Annotated in this window: 11 protein-coding genes; 6 read left to right on the forward strand and 5 right to left on the reverse strand. The window is 71.2% G+C overall.

What is annotated here, in order from left to right; all coding sequences use genetic code 11:
• Positions 1 to 45: 45 nt before the first annotated feature.
• The 5 genes from FO059_RS02170 to FO059_RS02190 all read left to right on the forward strand — a co-directional run bounded on the left by FO059_RS02170 (position 46) and on the right by FO059_RS02190 (position 10505).
• The gene (locus tag FO059_RS02170; protein WP_143905980.1) at positions 46 to 585 is read left to right on the forward strand and encodes a DUF732 domain-containing protein; all 540 of its coding nucleotides are present in this window, start codon (positions 46 to 48) and stop codon (positions 583 to 585) included.
• A gap of 52 nt (positions 586 to 637) precedes the next feature.
• Positions 638 to 1645 (forward strand): cutinase family protein, encoded by a 1008-nt coding sequence (locus FO059_RS02175; RefSeq protein WP_143905982.1) that lies wholly within the window; start codon positions 638 to 640, stop codon positions 1643 to 1645.
• 339 nt (positions 1646 to 1984) lie between these two features.
• The gene (gene fadD32, locus FO059_RS02180) at positions 1985 to 3874 is read left to right on the forward strand and encodes a long-chain-fatty-acid--AMP ligase FadD32 (RefSeq protein ID WP_143905984.1); all 1890 of its coding nucleotides are present in this window, start codon (positions 1985 to 1987) and stop codon (positions 3872 to 3874) included.
• Positions 3875 to 3961: 87 nt separating this feature from the next.
• On the forward strand, positions 3962 to 8956 hold the full coding sequence (pks13, locus tag FO059_RS02185) for a polyketide synthase Pks13 (protein ID WP_233267081.1): 4995 nt from the start codon (positions 3962 to 3964) through the stop codon (positions 8954 to 8956).
• A 4-nt stretch (positions 8957 to 8960) separates the two neighbouring features.
• Entirely contained in the window at positions 8961 to 10505 is a 1545-nt protein-coding gene (locus FO059_RS02190) for an acyl-CoA carboxylase subunit beta (RefSeq protein ID WP_143905986.1), read from the forward strand.
• Positions 10506 to 10563: 58 nt separating this feature from the next.
• Here FO059_RS02190 and FO059_RS02195 read toward each other — a convergent pair whose 3' ends face one another.
• Complete coding sequence (locus FO059_RS02195; protein WP_143905988.1) at positions 10564 to 11013, reverse strand: DoxX family protein; 450 nt, start codon at positions 11011 to 11013, stop codon at positions 10564 to 10566.
• Between the two features lie 148 nt (positions 11014 to 11161).
• On the opposite strand from FO059_RS02195, the gene FO059_RS02200 reads away from it, so the two are divergent.
• Positions 11162 to 11644, forward strand: coding sequence for a MarR family winged helix-turn-helix transcriptional regulator (locus tag FO059_RS02200; protein ID WP_233267082.1), 483 nt, complete (start codon positions 11162 to 11164; stop codon positions 11642 to 11644).
• Between the two features lie 69 nt (positions 11645 to 11713).
• Here FO059_RS02200 and FO059_RS02205 read toward each other — a convergent pair whose 3' ends face one another.
• From FO059_RS02205 to FO059_RS02220, 4 genes are all read right to left on the reverse strand, one after another.
• Positions 11714 to 14995 carry an arabinosyltransferase domain-containing protein gene (locus FO059_RS02205; RefSeq protein WP_233267083.1) on the reverse strand — a complete coding sequence of 1094 codons (3282 nt, stop codon included), beginning with the start codon at positions 14993 to 14995 and terminating at the stop codon, positions 11714 to 11716.
• Between the two features lie 73 nt (positions 14996 to 15068).
• Complete coding sequence (locus FO059_RS02210) at positions 15069 to 17033, reverse strand: arabinofuranosyltransferase (protein ID WP_143910352.1); 1965 nt, start codon at positions 17031 to 17033, stop codon at positions 15069 to 15071.
• Between the two features lie 112 nt (positions 17034 to 17145).
• Positions 17146 to 17922 (reverse strand): decaprenylphospho-beta-D-erythro-pentofuranosid-2-ulose 2-reductase, encoded by a 777-nt coding sequence (locus FO059_RS02215; protein WP_143905990.1) that lies wholly within the window; start codon positions 17920 to 17922, stop codon positions 17146 to 17148.
• A complete protein-coding gene (locus FO059_RS02220) occupies positions 17919 to 19385 on the reverse strand; it encodes an FAD-binding oxidoreductase (RefSeq protein WP_143905992.1) in 1467 nt (488 codons plus the stop codon). Before FO059_RS02220 ends, FO059_RS02215 begins: the two co-directional genes overlap by 4 nt.
• Positions 19386 to 19445: the final 60 nt, after the last annotated feature.

The raw sequence follows: 19445 nt of genomic DNA on the forward strand, positions 1-19445 counted from the left end.
GGGCCAGGTTGAGAGGCGGAACGTTTCCACAGTGGTGAGGTCCCGATGAAGAGCACAGCACGCCGCAGCAGGTTCGGCGCGGTGGTGGCCGCGGCGGCGGTGATCGCCCTCGCCGGCGGCCTGTCCGCGTGCGGCGACAACGAGTCCACGGTGAGTTCCACGCCCAGCGCGGCGACGTCGGCGCCGGCGCCGACGGGCGCGGCACCCACGGGGGGCGCGGACGCTTCGGCGAAGCCCGTGGACCCGCGGCCCACCGCGGTGCCGAAGACGGCGCCGCCGGAGACGCCGGAGGCGCTGCCCAGCGACTATCCGGGGCCCACCGACACCGCCCTGACGCAACGCGACCAGGTGTTCCTGGACGCGCTGCGCAGCCAGAAGATCGGATTCGCCGACGCCTCCGACTCGGCGGTGAGCACGGGCAACTACGTGTGCGCCGCGCAGGGCAGCGACACCCCGGCCGATCAGATCCACGCGACCGTGCTGGCGTCCATCGCGTTGGACGCGCAGGCGCGGGGGGTGCAGGTGGACGCGGAGAAGGACACGTCCGCGTTCATCGCCACGGCGCAGGGCAAGCTCTGCAAGTGACCGTCTTCATGCACTCAGGGGCGGCACCGATCGCAGGGCGGGCGGTGCGGTGATGGCCGCCCGCAAGTCCCGGCGCGGACGCAGGCGCGGCAGGCGGTGGCTCTCGGCCCTCGTGCTGCTCGCGATCGTCGTGGTCGTCGCGGCAGTCGCCGTATGGCTGCAGCAGCGTCCCCCCGCCCCGCCGCCGCCCGGGCCGGGGCCGTCGCCCACCACTCCGCCCCCGCAGGCGCAACCCGCCTCGTGCCCGGACGTGCAGATGGTGGCGGTGCCGGGCACCTGGGAGAGTTCCCCCGACGACGACCCGCATGATCCGACCTTCAACTCCAACGCGTTGCTGCTCCAGGTGACGCAGCCTGTGCAGGAGAAGTTCGGCTCCGGCTCCGGGGAGGACGACGGCGGCCGGGTCGACGTGGTGACGGTTCCGTACGTGGCGCAGTTCGCGCGGCCGTTCGCGCCGCCGGAGGCCACCTACGACGCCAGCCGCAAGGCGGGCACCGAGGCGACGAAGAAGTTCCTGGCCGACCGCTACGCCGAGTGCCCGTTGACGAGCTACGTGCTCACCGGGTTCTCGCAGGGTGCTGTGATCGCGGGCGACGTCGCCGCGCAGATCGGGCACGGCAACGGCCCGGTGCCTGCGGACCTCGTGCTGGGCGTGGGGCTGGTCGCCGACGGGCGCCGCGACGCCGGGGCTCCGGGTTCCGCCACGACGCAGCTGGGCGTGCCCACCGGCGAGGGTGCCGAGGTGATGCTGGGCGGCATGCACGACGTGCCGGGCTTCCCTGGCACCACGATGACCGGCGCCCGGCCGGACGGCTTCGGCGTGCTCGCCGGCCGCACCGTGCAGATCTGCGCGCCGGGCGACCTCATCTGCGACGCTCCCGCGGATCTCGTCGGCGACCTCATCGGCACCCTGTCCAAGCTCAGTACGGCGGTCTCCGCCCCGGTGCATGCGCTGTACGCGACCAACCCGATCCTGCCCGGCGGGCAGACCGCCACCCAGTACCTGACCGGCTGGGCGGAGGATCTGATCGAGGGTGCGCCGCATCCGGCGCACGATTAACCGGTATCCCTCCGGCGCCGTGGGCGTGCCGGTGGGCCGGTATGGTGACCACGGGCTTCGGTCGTGCTCCCGCGGGGGCGGCACAGGCAAGGATCAGGCAAGGACGCGGGGCCGGTGGTACCGGCGTGCTACACCGCGTCGCGGGTACTGGCTTCGCGCACGTGCGGACGCTTCAGTAACATGTTCGTGATCTGCGTCGGCTACGCCTGACGCGGGCGTGCGGCCGGGGGTGTCCCGGTCCACGCGCGCGGTGGTGGCCGGCGGCGGAACCGAGGGCGCGGCGGCGCAGGAGGGCGCCGGGGTGTCCGCGTGCCTCGAGCGGGACTGACAGGAGTAGGGATGGAACTGATCGGCGACTTCTACGACGACAACGGGCAGGTGAACCTCGACGCGAGGCGCACGCTGGTCGACTACGTCGAGGAGAACACCGTCACCTCCGCGGGGACGCTCGCCTACCGGTACATCGACTACTCGACGTCGCGTGACGGCGAGGTCCGTGAACTCACCTGGGAGCAGTTCGGGGTGCGTTCGCGCGCCATCGCCGCGCGCCTCCAGCAGGTCACGCAGCCGGGCGACCGCGTCGCGATCCTCGCGCCGCAGGGGCTCGACTACGTCATCTCCTTCTTCGCCGCGATCTACGCGGGGACCATCGCGGTGCCGCTGTTCGACCCGGACGAGCCGGGCCACGGCGACAGGCTCGAGGCGGTCCTGGGCGACTGCAAGCCCGCCGCCATCCTCACCGCCACCGGCTCCGCGGCCGGGGTGCGCAAGCTCTTCCGGCACCTGCCCGCCAAGGAGCGCCCGCGGATCATCGCGGTCGACGCCATCCCCGACGACGTCGCGGACACGTGGACGCGGCCCTCGGAAAAGCTGGACTCCATCGCCTACCTGCAGTACACGTCCGGCTCCACGCGTACGCCCGCCGGTGTGGAGATCACCCACCGCGGCGTGCTGACCAACGCGGCGCAGATGGCCGACGGCATCGGGCTCACGCTGGAGTCGCGGGGCGTCACCTGGCTGCCGCTGTTCCACGACATGGGCCTGCTCACCGTGATCCTGCCGGCGGTGGGCGGACGATACGTGACCATCATGTCGCCGCGGGCGTTCGTGCAGCGCCCCGGCCGCTGGATCCGCGAGCTGGCGGCCTCCGGGGACGGGGCCCCCACATTCGCGGCGGCCCCCAACTTCGCCTTCGAGCATGCCGCCGTGCGCGGCCTGCCGAAGGAGGGCGAGTCGCTGGACCTGAGCAACGTGATCGGCCTGATCAACGGCTCGGAGCCGGTGACCACCACGTCCATGCGAAAGTTCAACGAGGCCTTCGAGCCGTACGGGCTTTCGCCGACCGCCATCAAGCCCAGCTACGGCATGGCCGAGGCGACGCTGTTCGTCTCCACCACCGCGGCCGCCACCCCGGCGCACGTGGTGTACGTGGACCGGGCCGAGCTGGGCCGCGGACGCATGGCGCAGGTGCCCGAAGACGCGCCCGGCGCGGTGCCGCAGGTGGCGTGCGGGCACGTCGCGGTGAGCCAGTGGGCGACGATCGTCGACCCGGAGACGGGCGTCGAACAGGCGGACGGCCATGTGGGCGAGATCTGGCTGCACGGCGACAACATCGGCCAGGGGTATTGGGCCCGCCCCGAGGAGACCGAGCAGACCTTCCACAACCGGCTGGTCAAGAGGATCGACGACGGCACCCACGCGGAGGGTGCGCCGGACGACGCCAAGTGGATGCGCACCGGCGACTACGGCGTGTACTTCGACGGGCAGCTGTTCATCACCGGCCGCGTCAAGGACCTGGTCATCGTCGACGGCCGCAACCACTATCCGCAGGACCTCGAGATCACGGCGCAGGAGGCGTCCGCCGCCATCCGGCCCGGTTTCGCCGCGGCGTTCTCGGTGCCGCTCAACCAGCTGCCGCCCGAGGTCTTCGGGCATGCCGGCAGCGGGCTCGCCCCGGACCGCGACGACGCCTCGGAGCAGCTCGTCGTGGTGGCCGAGCGGGCGCCCGGCAAGGGCAAAGCGGATCCGGTCCCCATCGCGGACGCGGTGCGCGGCGCGATCTCGACGCGGCACGGCGTGACCGCGCGCGACGTGCTGCTGGTTCCGGCGGGCTCGATCCCGCGGACCTCGAGTGGCAAGATCGCAAGACGGGCATGCAAGGCCGCCTACATCGAGGGCACGCTGCGTGGCGGCTACACGCAGCAGGCCTTCCCGGACAGCCACGAATAGCTGCCCGCCCGGGGCGTTTCCGCCGCGGCGGGGCCCGGTGGGGCTCCGCACACGCACGACATCCGACGAATACATGAAGCAGGTGGCATGACGGACAGCCGGTCGGACAACACCGCAGAGCAGGACCAGCCCGCGCCGATGACGGTGGGCGAGCTGCGCGCCTGGCTGGTCGACTGGGTCGCGGAGGCCACGGGGCTGGCCCGCGCCGAGGTGGACATGCACCGCCCGATGGAGGAGTTCGGGTTGTCCTCGCGGGACGCGGTGGCGCTCAGCGGCGAGATCGAGGACCGCGTGGGCGCCGTCCTCGACGCCACCATCGTCTACCAGCACCCCACCATCGCCTCGCTGGCGCAGCGGATCGTCGACGGCCCGTCCGCGGACGAGCCGCAGCCGGTGGACGACGCGTACTTCCTGCAGGGCGGAGCGGGCATCGGCGGCGCCGACACCCACGACGTCGCGATCGTGGGCGTGTCCACCCGGTTCCCCGGCGCGGGCACCACCCCGGGCGAGATGTGGGAGATGCTGGCCGCGGGGCGCGACGGCATCGGCGACCTGCCGGACGGCCGCTGGGACGAGTACCGCTCCGACCCGGCGGTGGCGGCCGCCATCGAGGCGGCGAACACCCGCGGCGGCTACCTGGACGACGTCAAGGGGTTCGACGCGGAGTTCTTCTCGATGTCCCCGCGCGAGGTCGAGCATGTCGACCCGCAGCAGCGGCTGGCGATGGAGCTCACCTGGGAGGCCCTCGAGCACGCGCACCTGCCCGCCAACCAGCTGCGCGGCGCGCGCGTCGGCGTGTTCGTGGGTACTTCGGCCAACGACTACGCGCTGCTGGAGGCGGCCGATCCGGCCGTGTCGCACCCGTACGGGATCACCGGCAACTCCACGGCGATCGTCGCGAACCGCATCTCGTACTTCTTCGACTTCCGGGGCCCGTCGGTGGCGCTGGACACCGCGTGCTCCTCGTCGCTGGTGGCCGTGCACCAGGCGGTGCGGGCGCTGCGCACCGGCGAGGCGGAGCTGGCCGTCGCCGGCGGCACCAACATGCTCGTCGCCCCGCCCGCCAGCCTCGGCTTCTCCGAGCTGGGCGTCATGGCGCCCGACGGTCGCATCAAGGCCTTCTCCGACGATGCCGACGGCATGATCCGCTCCGAGGGCGGCGGCATGCTGGTGCTCAAGCGTGTCGCGGACGCGGAACGGGACGGCGACCGGATCCTCGCGGTCATCGCGGGCAGCGCCGTCAACCAGGACGGCCGGTCCAACGGGCTGACGGCCCCCAACCCGGAGGCGCAGGTGGACGTGCTGCGCCAGGCGTACCGGGACGCGGGCATCGTGCCCTCCCAGGTGGACTACATCGAGGCGCACGGCACCGGCACGGTGCTGGGCGACCCCATCGAGGCCGGCGCGCTGGGCCGGGTCGTGGGAGCGGGCCGCGCGGCCGAGTCGCCGGTGCTGCTGGGCTCCGCCAAGACCAACTTCGGCCATCTCGAGGCGGCCGCCGGCGCGGCGGGGCTGATCAAGGTGGCGCTGGGCATGTCGCACGGCACCATCCCGGCGTCGCTGAACTTCCGCGCCCCCAACCCGCACATCGACTTCGACGCCGCGCATCTGCGGATGGTCACGGAGAGCACCCCGTGGCCGCGGTACGGCGGGGCGGCGGTGGCCGGGGTGTCCGGCTTCGGTTTCGGCGGCACCAACGCGCACGTGGTGCTGCGCGAGTACGTGCCGGCCGACGACGCGGTGGAGCCTGCGGAGGAGCCTGCGGAGGAGAAAAGCGCAGAGTCCGAAAGCGCAGAGTCCGAAAGCGCAGCGGCCGAGGGCGCAGAGGCTGAGAGTACGGCGGGCGAGAGTGCAGCGGCCGAGACCGTGCTGCTGGCGGTGTCCGGCCCGATGCCGTCGCGCCGCCGTCGCGCCGCCTCGGAGCTGGCCGACTGGCTGGAGACGGCCGAGGGCAGCCGGACGCCGCTGACCGACGTGGGGCGCACCCTGTCGCGGCGCAACCACGGCCGTTCGCGCGCCGCGGTGCTCGCCGCGACGCGGTCCGACGCCATCGCCGGGCTGCGGGCGGTCTCGGCGGGCAAGCCCGCGCCGAACGTGCTCGTGGCCGATTCCCCCGCTGCGGAGGGCCCCGTCTGGGTGTACTCCGGCTACGGTTCCCAGCATCGCAAGATGGCCAAGCAGCTGTACCAGGCCAACGCCGTGTTCCGCGCCGCCATCGACGAGATCGACGAGTACATCGACGCCGAATCGGGCTTCCGGGTCGGCGAGATGATCATGGACGACTCCCAGGACTACGGCATCGAGACCTCCCAGGTGGGGATCTACGCCATCCAGGTGGCGCTGTCGATCCTGCTGCGCCACCACGGCGCCGAGCCTGCGGGGGTGCTGGGGCACTCGATGGGCGAGGCCTCCGCCGCCTACGTCTCCGGCGGGCTTTCGCTCGAGGACGCCACGCGGGTGATCTGCGTGCGCTCGCGGCTGATGGACGAGGGCGAGAAGACCGTCACCGGCGACGACATCCGCAAGATGGCGATCGTCGAGTACAGCGCCGCCGAGATCCACGACGCGCTCAGCGAGTTCCCCGACCTGGAGGTCTGCGTCTACGCGGCCCCCAACCAGACCGTGATCGGCGGACCCGAGCCGCAGGTGCAGGCGATGGTCGCACGGTGCGAGGAGCTGGGCAAGTTCCACCACGTGCTCAAGACCAACGCCGCCAGCCACACCTCGCAGGTGGACCCCATCCTGGGCGAACTGGTGGCCGAGCTGGCCGGGCTGGAAACGTTCCCGCTGAAGACGGCCCTGTTCTCCTCGGTGCACGAGGGGCAGCGGTTCCCCGCGGGCACGACGGAGCTGCACGACGAGGCGCACTGGTCCAAGAACATGCGGCACAGCGTGTACTTCGACCAGGGCGCCAAGAACGCGCTGGCCGCCGGGCACACGACGTTCGTGGAGTTCGCGCCGAACCCCGTGACGCTCATGTCCATCGCCATGACCTGTTTCGACGCGGGCGTGGCCGAGCCGCAGCTGATCCAGACGCTCAAGCGCAAAGAGGACGAGCCGCTGAACGTGCTGCGGGCGCTGGCGTCGCTTTACGTGCACGGCCACAAGGTGGATCTGACAACACTTTTCGCTCCCGGTCCGTACGCGGAGCTGCCGCGGACGCCGTGGCTGCGCAAGCCGCTGTGGGTGGACGTGCGCGTGGGCGGCGGGGGAGCCGGCCGCGTCCCCGGGACGCACGTGGCACTGCCCGACGGCCGCCACGCCTGGGAGATCGCGGCCTCGGCGGTGCCCGACGCCAACGCCCTGGTGCTGGCGGCGGCCGGGCAGTTGCTCTCGGAGCCGGCGCTGGGCGCCGTGCAGCACCTCGGCGACGTGGACGGTGCGGACACGTTGACCACCACGCTGACTCCGCACCTGGGCGGTGCCTCGGTGCAGGTGCACGCGCGCGCCGCGGACGGAGGATTCCGGCTGCTCGCCGAGGCGGTCGTCACCTCACCGGCGCCGCTGCCCGAGCGTGCGGTGGTCGCACCGCGGACCGCAGACGCCGGCGCCGACAGCGCCGAGGCGGACGACGAGTTCGCGGACGCGGATTCGGCCCCCGAACGGTGGGACCCGGACGGCCCGGTGAGCCTGGAGGACAGGCTGAGCCAGATCGTCGCGGAGTCCATGGGCTTCGCGGCCGAGGACCTGCCGCGGGAGATCCCGTTGATCGAGCTCGGCCTGGATTCGCTGATGGCCGTGCGCATCAAGAACCGGGTGGAGTACGAGTTCGACATCCCGCAGTTGCAACTGCAGGCGGTGCGCGACGCCAACCTGCAGGAGGTGGCCGGTTACCTGCGGTACGCGGTGGACAACCGCGAGGAGGTGGCCGCGCTGGCCGAACAGCAGCAGCGCGAGTCCGAACAGCAGGACGGCCCCGCGCAGCAGGACGGCCCCGCGCAGCAGGGCGGGGCCGACCCGGCGGCGACGCCCGCCGCGGACAAGGCCCAGGACGTGCCGCCGCGCGACGCGGCCGAGCGGCTGACGTTCGGCACGTGGGCGCTGGTGGTCGGGCGTTCCGCGAAGGGGATCTTCACGCCGCTCGGAGACCTCGACGACGCCACGACGGAGGCCCTGGCCGCGCGCCTCACCGAGCGTGCGGGAGGGGAGATCACCGCGGAGCAGGTGCGGTCCGCCGGCACCATCGAGGAGCTGTCCGGCCCGGTCCGCGATCATCTCGAAGGCGACGAGGTGGGCCTGGTCCGCACGCTGCGGGCGCGGCCCGAGGGCGGCGGCGCCACTCCCGTGTTCGTCTTCCACCCGGCCGGCGGCTCCACCGTGGTGTACGAGCCGCTGCTGCGGCGGCTGCCCGAGGGCACCCCGATGTACGGTTTCGAGCGCGTCGAGGGTGAGATCGCCGAGCGGGCCGAGCAGTACCTGGAGCCGCTGCGGGAGATCCAGCCGCACGGGCCCTACGTGCTGGCGGGATGGTCGCTCGGCGGAGTGCTCGCCTACGCGGTGGCCAAGCTCCTGCGCGACGCCGGCGAGGACGTGGCCCTGGTCGGCCTCATCGACGTGGTGATGCCGGGCGAGCAGATCCCGGACACCGAGGACGAGCGCCGCGCGCGCTGGAACCGCTATATAGCCTTTGCGGAGAAGACCTACGGCGTGGAGGTTCCGCTGCCGGTGGACGAGCTGGCCAAGACCGACGACGAGGGCGCTGTGCGGATCCTCATGGACATGCTCTCCGGCGTGGACCTGCCCATCCCCGGCGGCGTCATCGAGCACCAGCGCACGTCGTTCCTGGAGAACCGGGCGCTGGCACGGGCGGCGGCGAGCCTGACCGAGTACGACGGCCCCGCCGTGCTGTACATGGCGGACAGCTACCACGAGGGCGCCATCGAGCTCGAGCCCGCGTACGCCACCCGTGCGGCCGACGGCGGCTGGGGCGGCGTGCTCCCCGACCTCGAGGTGGTGCAGATCGGCGGCGATCACCTCGCCATCGTCGACGAGCCCTACATTGCGAAGGTCGGCGCCCACATGGGGCGGCGCCTGCGCGAGATAGAGTCGCGCCGCAGCGCGGCGGACGGCCAGAAGGAGTGAACCAGTGGTGACCACGACGGCGGACAAGCTGGCCGAGTTGCGGGAGAAGCTCGACAAGGCGCGCGAGCCCGGCAGCCCCCGTGCCATCGAGCGCCGACAGGCGGCGGGGCGGCCCAGCGCGCGTGCGCGGATCGAGTCGCTGCTGGACCCGGGTTCCTTCCAGGAGATCGGGGCGCTCGCGAAGTCGCCCGGCAACGCGGACAACCCGTTCGGCGACGGCGTCGTCACCGGCCACGGCACCATCGAAGGCCGGCCGGTGGCGGTGTTCTCTCATGACCAGACGGTTTTCGGCGGCAGCATCGGCGAGGCGTTCGGCCGCAAGGTGGTGGCCACCATGGAGCACGCCGCCAAGGTGGGCTGCCCCATGATCGGCATCAACGACTCGGGTGGGGCCCGGGTGCAGGACGCGGTCACCTCGCTGGCCTGGTACGCCGAGATGGGCCCGCGGCACGCGCAGCTGGTGGGCGTGGTGCCCCAGATCTCGATCATGCTGGGCAACTGCGCCGGCGGCGCGGTGTATTCGCCGATCAACACCGACGTCGTGGTGGCCACGGCCGAGTCGCACATGTTCGTCACCGGCCCCGAGGTGATCCGCTCGGTCACCGGCGAGGACATCACCCTCGAGGAGCTCGGCGGCGCCTACCAGCAGCTCAAGAACGGCAACGTCCACCACGTGGCCAAGGACGAGGCCGAGGCGTTCGCGTGGGTGCGCGAGTACCTCAGCTACATGCCGTCCAACGCCTTCGAGCAGCCGCCCGTGATCAACCCGGGCCTGGAGCCGGAGGTGACCGACTCCGACCTCGGACTGGATGCGATCATTCCGGACTCGGACAACTCGGGTTACGACATGCACGACATCATCGTGCGGATCTTCGACGACGGCGCCTTCCACGAGATGGCGGGCCAGACCGCGAACAACGTCATCACGGGCTTCGCGCGCATCGACGGCTCCCCGGTGGGCGTGGTGGCCAACCAGCCGATGTTCCTGTCGGGGGCGCTCGATGCCGAGGCCGCGGACAAGGCGACGCGCTTCGTGCGGCTGTGCAACGTGTACTCGATCCCCTTGGTCTTCCTCGTCGACACGCCCGGTTTCCTGCCCGGCGCGGAGCAGGAACGCATCGGCGTGATCCGTCGCGGCGGCCGGTTCCTGTTCTCGTTCGTGGAGGCGACGGTGCCCAAGGTGACCGTCGTCATCCGCAAGGCGTACGGCGGCGGCTATGCCGTGATGGGCTGCAAGCAGCTCGGCGCCGACCTCAACTTCGCCTGGCCCACCGCCCGCATCGCGGTGATGGGCGCCGAGGGCGCGGTGACGCTGCTGCGCAAGCGGGAGATCGAGGCGGCCGGCGAGAAGGGCGAGGAGCTCAAGGCGCAGCTGATCAAGATGTACAACGAGTTCATCGCCACGCCGTATGTCGCGGCCGAGCGCGGCTACATCGATGGCGTCATCGAGCCGTCGTCCACCCGGCTGGAGCTGCGCAAGGCGTTCCGGCTGCTGCGCGACAAGCGCGTGATCGAGCCGCAGCGCAAGCACAAGCTCATGCCGGTGTAGCTCGTGCCGCCGGGCGGAGCCGGGCGGCGCGCGATCCACGCGCCCCCGGCCATGCCCTTTATGCCGGGGACGCGGCGAACCGCAGTTTCCGGCCCATCCTCGGCGCCGCCAGCGCATCGAGGCTCAGGCGCCCGGCCCCGGCGGCGGCGAGCCCCAGCGCGCCGGCGCCGAGCGCCAGCGCGAGCTCATACCCGCCGTCGCCCACCCAGATTCCGCTGTCGATGTGCGCGATGAACACGGCGCCGATCATGTCGACGGCCAGCAGGACGCCCGCGAGCGGCACCAGCAGCCCTGCGATGAGCGCCGCGCCGCCGAGGATCTCCACCCAGGTGGCGAGGAACGCCGTCACGTCCGGCAGCGGTGCGCCCATGGCGTCGAAGGCGGCCGCGGTGCCCGCGTGCCCCCAGGTGTTGAGCTTCTGCAGCCCGTGCGCGAGGAAGACGGCGCCGATGCCCACGCGGGCGAGCAGCAGGCCCAACGATCGGATGTGGCCGGCGGATCGATTCATGATGTGGAACCCCTCACGGTTCTGTCCGGTGGGGCGGGGCAAGCGACTCCACCGCCGCGCTCCCGGGATTAGTTGATGCTTCATCTAACCGGTGCGAGAGTAGTCGTCGACGTTTGAAGCGTCAAGTGATCCGACGTAGCCTGAACGTGTGAACCACAGGGAACTGGAGAATGTCGAGCCGCGCTGGCTCGACGCCGAGGAGCTCGAGGCGTGGGTGCAGGTGGCCATGCTGATGATGCACCTGCCCGGTGAGCTGGACGCGCAGCTCCTGCGTGATTCACAGTTGACGCACTTCGAGTACGAGGTGCTCTCGAGGCTTTCGGAGGCCGAGGGCCGGCAGTTGCGTATGAGCACCTTGGCCACGCTGGCGGGGGGATCGCTCTCGCGGCTGTCGCACGTTGTCAAGAGGCTGCAGGATCGGGGATGGGTGACGCGCCACCCGTGCCCGGAGGACCGGCGCGTCACCTTCGCGCACCTCACCGACGCGGGATACGAGGTGGTGGTGCAGGCGGCGCCGGGGTACGTCGAGAACGTGCGCCGCCTGGTGGTGGACAAGCTGACGCGCGCGCAGCTGGGCGAGCTGATCGGGATCGGCCGGCGGCTCAACGACACCGTCGAACGCATCGGCTGACGGCCCGACGCGAACCGCCCCGAACCCCTGCGGTCAGGGGAGCGGGGCGGTTCGCGCTGAGACTGGGACTCAGCCCCAGCCGTGCCGGATCGGGCCCGGTGACCAGAAACCGGAGCGGGTCGCGGTACCCAGGTCCAGCTCGGCCACAGTACTATCCGGCACCCGCAGCGAGAACTTCTCCAGCGATCCCCAGTCGCGACCCCAGTCGTGGTTCTGGTACGCGGGAACGGTCTCGGCCGTCAGCAGCAGCCCCGTCCAGCCCAGCGGGCCGCCGCCGTAGGCGTCCTGCCAGGTGTTGGTGGAACTGACGGCCAGGCCGCGGTCGGGCAGCACACGGAACTTCGGGATCTCGGCGATGCCGTCGAGATGCTTGAACGGCCGCAGGCACGGGAACGCCAGCGCCACCGCCCAGTCCAGCAGCACGGGTGTGGTCGAGCCGACATAGGCCTGCATCGTCTCGAGCTTCGCGATGCGCGGCGGCGTGAACGCCAGCCACTCGTTGAGCGCCGGGGCGGCGTCGTACGCGAGGATCTGCACCGCGGTGGCGCCCTGCGGCGCCCGTTCCATTGGCAGCCGGAGGTTGCGCCAGGACGGGTCCGGACCGGTGTCCATCATCGCGATGGGCGAGCCCACAGGTGTGACCGACCCGTCCGGGTTCTGCGTGCCGAAGAGCACCTGGAAATTGGCGGGGTTGATGCGCCCGGCCGCGGAGATCACCAGGAGCTGCTCGTCGGCCCGCGGCGGAAGCTGGTACCAGGACGACACCGCGTGCGAGATGGGCTGGTCGGCCGTGTGGAAGCTGCCCAGCACCGGGGTGGTGTCCGGGTCGAGCCCGAACGGCAGGCGGGCCAGCGAACCGTTGACGCCGGGGTCCTCGATCAGGCCGCCGCCCGTGCCGGCGCTGTTGGACTTGGTGTTGGACTGCTCGCCGGTGCCGACCACGCCGGGCTGCACGTACTCCTTGTCCGAGGTGAGGTCGGTCGGGATGCCGTTGGGCCCGAAGTTCTCGTTGATGAACCCGCCGAGAGCGTCGTTGGGCGCGGCGCCGATGGGCGTGAGCATCCCGGCGTTGGCATCGGGCTCGACCAGGATCTGGTCGCCCTGCGCGCAGGGATTGCCCGTCAGCGCGCGCAGATTGCCCTTGCCGACGGTGTAGCCGGGGTACTGGATCGCCATGCCGGCGGCCATCGACAACAACTCTATGAGCACCATGAAGGCGGCCGTCACCGTCAACGGGGCGGCGAGCAGGCCGTCGAGACGGCCGCGCAGCAGGCGCCGTGTACGCGGCTTCTCGCCGCGTTTGCGGGCGGCGAGTATGTACGGCTCGCGGTAGTGCAGGTACAGCGCGACCAGCAGCGCTATCACGGTGAGGGCGATGAAGACGTCGGCGAACGTGATCCCCGCCAGCCGCGGCTTCTCGCCGCCCCACGGGATGCCGTAGTTGGAGACGTACCACCAGCTGTTGGACGATTCGAAGCTGATGGACATCACGAACATCAACGCGGCGAAGAACAGCGCGCGGTTGCGCCCGGATCTGAGGGCCGACGACAGGATCGCCAGGGTCGTCAGCGCCGCCAGGGCGCCGGCTAGGCCCGCGTACACGCCGAAGTGGTGGCTCCACTTGGTGGGGTTGAACATCATCAGCGCCAGCGACATCGCGGTGATGCCGACGATGCGGCGGCTCGGCCCCAGCGCCACCCCGGGGATGGCGCGCTTGCGGTAGAGCATCGCTGCGCAGACGATCAGGCCCAGCAGCATCGAGAACACGGCGAACCGGCGCGCGACGGAGCCGTCCGGCGAGAACGTCATCAGCGCCTCGTACCGCAGGTACTCCATGTACCACTCCTCGGACGGGCCGAGGTCGGTCTTCATGTTCGTCGCCTGCAGCACGGACTTGAGCGTGGTGTCGCCGAACACGAGCACCAGCACCACGGTGCCCGAGGCCAGCAGCGGTCCCAGCGTGGCCAGCCAGCCCACCTGTTTGGCGCGTCCGATGATGATCTGCAGCATCGGGCGCGAGCCGGCTATGAGAGCGGCGATGCAGATGGTGCCCGTGGGGCCGACGGAGAGCGTGAACGCGGCGATAAGCAGCGCGGCCGCGATGGGCAGCACGCGGCGGGTGGCGATGGCGCGCTCCACCGAGCACCACGTGAGCAGCGCGCCGAGCGCGATGTAGGGCTCGGGGCGCATGCCGTTGTTGAACGGCATCCAGAAGGCCAGGAACACCAGGCCCGCCGTCCACGTGACGAGGTTGCGCCGCCGCGCAAGCCGCCCCAGGCGGGGGATCACCTCCCGGCTGATGACCATCCAGCTCAGGATCCCGGCGATCAGAGCGGGCAGGCGCAGCAGCGGGCTGGCCGTGGAGATGTGCGAGAGCGCCGTGAACATGTAGTACGACATGCCGAACGGGGCTTCCGGGGCGGCGAACCACCGGTAGTAGTTCGACATGTAGCCGGAGTGCTCGGCGGCGCGCGCCATCGTCATGATGTAGCCGTCGTCGGCCGTGTTGGCGCCGATGAAGTGCCAGACGACGAGCACGCCTATGACGAGCGCGTCCTTGAAGTCGAAGTGCCACCAGCGCGACGGCAGGAATCGCCGGTGCTTGCGGCCGTCCACCGCGTCGAAGCGGCTCAGCGCCACCAGCGACGAGATGGTCAGCAGCACGGCGAAGATCATCGCCAGGCCCTTGAGCAGAGTCGGCGTGGTGGAGTAGCGGCTGTCGATCTCGGCGCTGAACTGCAGCCCCTGCGGCGCCGCGCCCGTCATGTCCGTGTAGACGCCGACGATCTGCGGGCGGTTGTCGCCCGACACCGTGCCGCTGAGCGGCGCCCCGTCCGCGTTCGTCATTCCCGTGAAAGTGCCCACGGTGCGCTCGGGGTTGGAGTCGATGTGCAGTCCGGAGCAGGACCCCGGCGCCGCGACGGCGTCGACCGGCGCCTGGACCACCAGGTGATTGCGGGTGCGCACCTGCACCGAGCCGTCGTCCACGGTGACGAACAGCGCACGCGCGTGCGCGTCCTCGCCCGCCGAGGCGGGTGCGGTGGACAGCGCCACGGAGGTGCCGTCGCGTTCGGCGAGGTCGGCGATCGCGCTGCACGGGATCGTGGCGTCGAGCGAGATGGGCTGGTAGCCGACCGCGGGCGCGCTGATCGGGTTCAGCGACGAGTTCTGCGGCCAGTTCAGGTGAACCGTGGTCTGCGTGACCGGTAGTAGCGGGATGAGCACGGCGAGCACGAAGCCCGCGAGGCCCGTGACCGCTGCGAGGAGCCTGGCGGTACGCAGTCGGCCGCGTGCGTCGGCACGCGGATCTTCGCTGGGCGGCTTGTCTTTATCGGTCACGGCAGTGGGCACGTCCTGGCATCCTAGTCGGCGTGAACCGGTGCGTGCCCCGCGGTGGTGCGGGCCGGTCCAGAGGGTTGAGCGGTCATTTCCTCACGATGACGGTGAACGGTCCGATCTCCGTCTTCGTGAACTCCTGGCTGTCGAAGAGTTCGCGGGGGAACGTCACGGTGAACACCTTGACGTTGGGGTCGTTGGGGTAGACGTCCGCGGACAGGCGGAGGGTGTAGCCGTCGGCGGAGGTGCGCATGATGAACGCCTGCGGGGGCCGCCACGGGACGGAGTCGAGTTCGCTGAGGAACTCGTCGGCGTCCCGGGCCTCGGTCCACTGCTTGATCGCATCGGTGCGCGCGGCGAAGTCGCCCAGCGGGTTCGCGTAGTGCGACGTGATCGCCTGGAACCCCAGGTACGGGTAGTAGCTGAGGAACGGGAAATCGGTGGTGAGCACGACGGTGTCGTCGCGGGGGGTATTCACCTGGTCCATGATCGCGGCGTCGACCTCATCGAAGTAGGCGGCCGCGCCCGGCGGGTACTTGTCGGCGCGCTCGCCGTAGCCGTCGGTGTCGGAGTAGGCGACGGAGATCTCCGTCTGCAGCACGTGCGGGATGTTCTGGGCGAACATTATCGCCGCGATGACCCCGAGCACGGTGATGACGGCGCGCGTGCGGCGCGCCCGCACGCCGGCGACCGCGGCCGGCTGGTACAGCCGGGCCCTGCCGACCGCCCACCTGGCGATGTCGAAGACGGCGAACACGCCCGCAGCGCCGAGGAGCAGGAGCAGCACAGGCTCGAGACGGAAGCTCAGCAGCGTCGAACCCAGCACCGTCCACGCCATCGACAGCAGCGTCCACAGGTAGATCGCCGCGACCGCGATGCCCAGCGCCTGCGCACGCACCGAGGCGCGGAACTTCAGGACTATCCACAGCAGCCCCAGCAGCGACAGCGCGCCCAGCAGGCTCGCATTGAACATCGGCAGAGGGAGCAGCGCGCCCGACTCCGGGAGGTAGTGCATGGCGGTGGAGTCGACGGTGGGGTGGTCGGCCATCCGCAGCAGGTAGGGCGCCCACACGATGAGCGCGATCAGCCCGGCGATGATCCCGGCGGCGGCGAGCCGCACCAGCGGCGACACGGCCGTGCGCAACGCGGCGGGGGCGAGCATGCGGCGCCACAGCGGAGCCGGGGTGCGCCCCGTGACCGCGGCGTCGCGGGCATGCAGGTAGGCCGCGGCGACCGCGGCCGCCAGCGCCATGAGCACCACCGTGAAGGCGGCGAACGCCGTGTACAGCGTGTACATGCAGGCGGAGATGCCAAGGAACACCCCCGTGGCGATCACCGCGGCCCAGCCGGTGCGGCGGCGGGCCCCCGGACGCAGCGATGCCCGCAGGCCCGACCAGGCCAGGACCAGCACAGGGGGGATGAGAACGGCGACGATCGCGCCGTACGCCTCGGGGGAGCCGTAGGCCAGCACGATCGCGGCCTGGGCCGTGGCCGTCATGACCGCGAGGTCGGCCCGGATGAGCCGGGACCACAGCGCGGCCGCCACGACGATCGCCACCGCCAGCGAGCCGATGGCGTACGGCTTGTAGAACTCCCAGCCGGGCATGTTCAGCAGGTCTGCGAGCCGTCCGCCCACCCAGAACCAGCCGGCGGGGTAGTAGGAGGGCAGATCCGCATAGTTCATGTCGTGCAGCCCGGCGGTCGCCGTCATGCGCGTGAGGAACTGTGTGCGGAACTCCTGGTCGACCGAGATGCCGAACAGGTACAGGCGGGTGGCGGACAGCGGCACGGCCAGCGTGACGGTGGCGAAAGCGGACAGCCCCGCCCACGAGAACAGCCTGCCGCGGCGGCTGCGGCCGTCGCGCCGCAGCAGCAGCACGCCCGCGGTGATCACCGCCAGCGACGCCACCTGCAGCAGCGTGGTCAGCGCCTGCGTCATGTTGGAGGTGGTGAATGCGGGCAGGCTGGTGCGGTCGATGACGAACAGCCCCGCGCCCGTGACCGCGGCCGCGACGACCCCCGCGCCCGCGAGCGAGCCGAGCGCGCCCGCCACCGGTCCGCGGCCGCGGCGCGGGGGGAGCCCGGCGGGCGCACCGGCAGGACCGGCGCCGCCGCTGTCGGTGGCGCCGGCCGGGTGGTCGTCGCTGGTCGTCGCCGTCACGGCATCACACCGGGAGGCGGCGGAAGATCTTGCGCGGCACGTGCCGCAGCACCATCATCACGTAGCGGAAGGCTCCGGGGGCCCAGACGATCTCCTTGCCCTTGGCGGACGCGGACACGGCCAGCTTGGCCACGTCCTCCTTGTCGACGGTCAGCGGCGCCTCTTCGATTCCCGCGGACTTCCAGTAGTCGACGGTGGTCTGCGTGCGCACCTGGCCGGGGCGGATGACGGTGACGTGCACGCCGCTCGGGGCGAGCGCCTCGCCCAGGCCGAGGTAGAAGCCGTCCAGCCCCGCCTTGGTGGAGCCGTAGACGAAGTTCGAGCGGCGCACGCGCTCGCCGGCCACCGACGACATGGCGATGATGCGGCCATGCCCCTGGTCCTTCATGCGCTCGCCGAGCAGCACGCCGACCGAGACCGCGGCCGTGTAGTTGACGCCCGCGACGCGGACGGCCTTCGGCTGGCTCTGCCACAGCTCCTCGGCGTCGCCGAGCAGGCCGAACGCCACCACGGCCACGTCGATGTCGCCGCCGGCGAACGCCTCATCCATCATGGCGGGGTGCGCATCGGTGTCCAGCGCCTCGAAGTCGACTATCCGCACGTCGGTGGCGCCCTTGCCGCGCAGCGCCTCGGCGGCCGCCTCCCGGGGCGCCTCGGGGCGGTCCGCCAGCACCACCCGCAGCGGCGACGTGGCCAGGTACTCCGAGGCGATCGCCAGCGCGATCTCCGAGCAGCCGCCCAGCAGCAGGACGGACTTGGGGTTTCCTACGGCGTCGATCACTTGAGCTCCAGCCTCCTGGCCATATCGGACATGAACACCCCTGCCGGGTCCACCGCGCGGCGCACGGCGATCCACTCGTCGATCCGCGGGTACATCGCGTGGAAGGTCTCCGCCGAGGTGCGCGAATCCTTGGCGGTGTACAGCCGGCCGCCGAACTCGAGGACTCGGCGGTCGAGCTCGGTGACGAACTCGTGCAGGCCCGGTTTGATGCGGAAGTCGACGCAGATGTTCCAGCCGGGCATGGGGAAGCTGAGCGGGGCCTTGTTGCCCTCGCCGAACAGCTTGAACACGTTGAGGAACGAGTGGTGGCCGGAGGCCTGGATGTCGCGGATGATCCGCTTGAACTCGTCGACCGCCTCGGTGGGCACCAGGAACTGGTACTGCAGGAATCCGGCGGGGCCGTAGGCGCGGTTCCACTCCCCGAACAGGTCCAGCGGGTGATAGAACTGCGTCAAGTTCTGCACCTTGCCGCGGTAGGTGCCGGCCTTCCGGAACCACACCTCGCCGATGGCGCCGAACGTGTACTTGTTCGCCAGCCCGTTGGGGAACACGTCGGGCAGCGTCAGCAGCGTGGGGGCATCGAACTTGAGCGGGTCCTTCTGCAGCTTCTTCGGGAGCTGGTCGAGGGTGGCCAGCGACCCGCGGGACACCGCGGCGCGGCCCAGCTTGGGCGGGGCGGAGATCGCGTCGAACCAGGCCGACGAGTAGTCGTACTGGCTCTCGCTGCCGTCGCTGTGGAGTGCGATGGTCTCGTCCAGCGTCTCCGTGCGGTCGCCGTCGGCGATGAAGTACGCCGTCTCCGTGCGCGTCATCCGGATCGTGGCCCGCAGGATGATGCCGGTGAGCCCCATGCCGCCGACCGTCGCCCAGAACAGCGCGCCCCGGGGGTCGCTCTTGCCGCCGCGGGGGGTGAGCCTGCGCACCTCGCCGTCCGCGGTGAGCAGGTCGATCGATGTGACGTGGTTGCCGAAGCTGCCCGCGCTGTGATGGTTCTTGCCGTGGATGTCCGAGCCGATGGCGCCGCCCACCGTCACCTGGCGGGTGCCCGGCAGCACCGGCACCCACAGGCCGAACGGCAGCGCCGCCTTCATGAGCTGATCGAGTGAGACCCCGGCGTCCACGTCCACCAGCCGGGTGTCGCTGTCGATCCGGTGGATGCGGTCGAGCGGGGTCATGTCGACCACCAGGCCGCCGGCGTTCTGCGCCGGGTCGCCATAGGACCGCCCCAACCCGCGCGCGATGATGCCGCGGCGCAGGTGCGGGGGCTTGCCGGAGGACCGGTCCGCCGCCTCGGACACGGCACGCGCGATGACGTCGACGTCGGGCGTGCTGAGAACCTGCGCGGTGCTGGCTGCCGTGCGGCCCCAGCCGGTGAGGCTGCGTGGGGACGTCGGCAGCGGGGCGGGCCGGGAGGCGGACGCGTCCGCGTCGCCGGTGGTGCTGCTGTCAGCGGTTGTGGACATCGGGTAGAGGCTACCGCGTGGTCACTTGGTGCCGACGGCACGTGGGGTGACGCACACGGC

The organism is Tomitella fengzijianii, from assembly GCF_007559025.1.
In the GTDB taxonomy this organism is placed as follows: domain Bacteria; phylum Actinomycetota; class Actinomycetes; order Mycobacteriales; family Mycobacteriaceae; genus Tomitella; species Tomitella fengzijianii.

Excerpts from the sequence above, each read along its gene's own strand:
- pks13 (WP_233267081.1), top strand. The coding sequence starts at position 3,962 with ATGACGGACAGCCGGTCGGACAACACCGCAGAGCAGGACCAGCCCGCG.
- FO059_RS02175 (WP_143905982.1), top strand. The coding sequence starts at position 638 with ATGGCCGCCCGCAAGTCCCGGCGCGGACGCAGGCGCGGCAGGCGGTGG.
- FO059_RS02170 (WP_143905980.1), top strand. The coding sequence starts at position 46 with ATGAAGAGCACAGCACGCCGCAGCAGGTTCGGCGCGGTGGTGGCCGCG.
- FO059_RS02195 (WP_143905988.1), bottom strand. The coding sequence starts at position 11,013 with ATGAATCGATCCGCCGGCCACATCCGATCGTTGGGCCTGCTGCTCGCC.
- FO059_RS02220 (WP_143905992.1), bottom strand. The coding sequence starts at position 19,385 with ATGTCCACAACCGCTGACAGCAGCACCACCGGCGACGCGGACGCGTCC.
- fadD32 (WP_143905984.1), top strand. The coding sequence starts at position 1,985 with ATGGAACTGATCGGCGACTTCTACGACGACAACGGGCAGGTGAACCTC.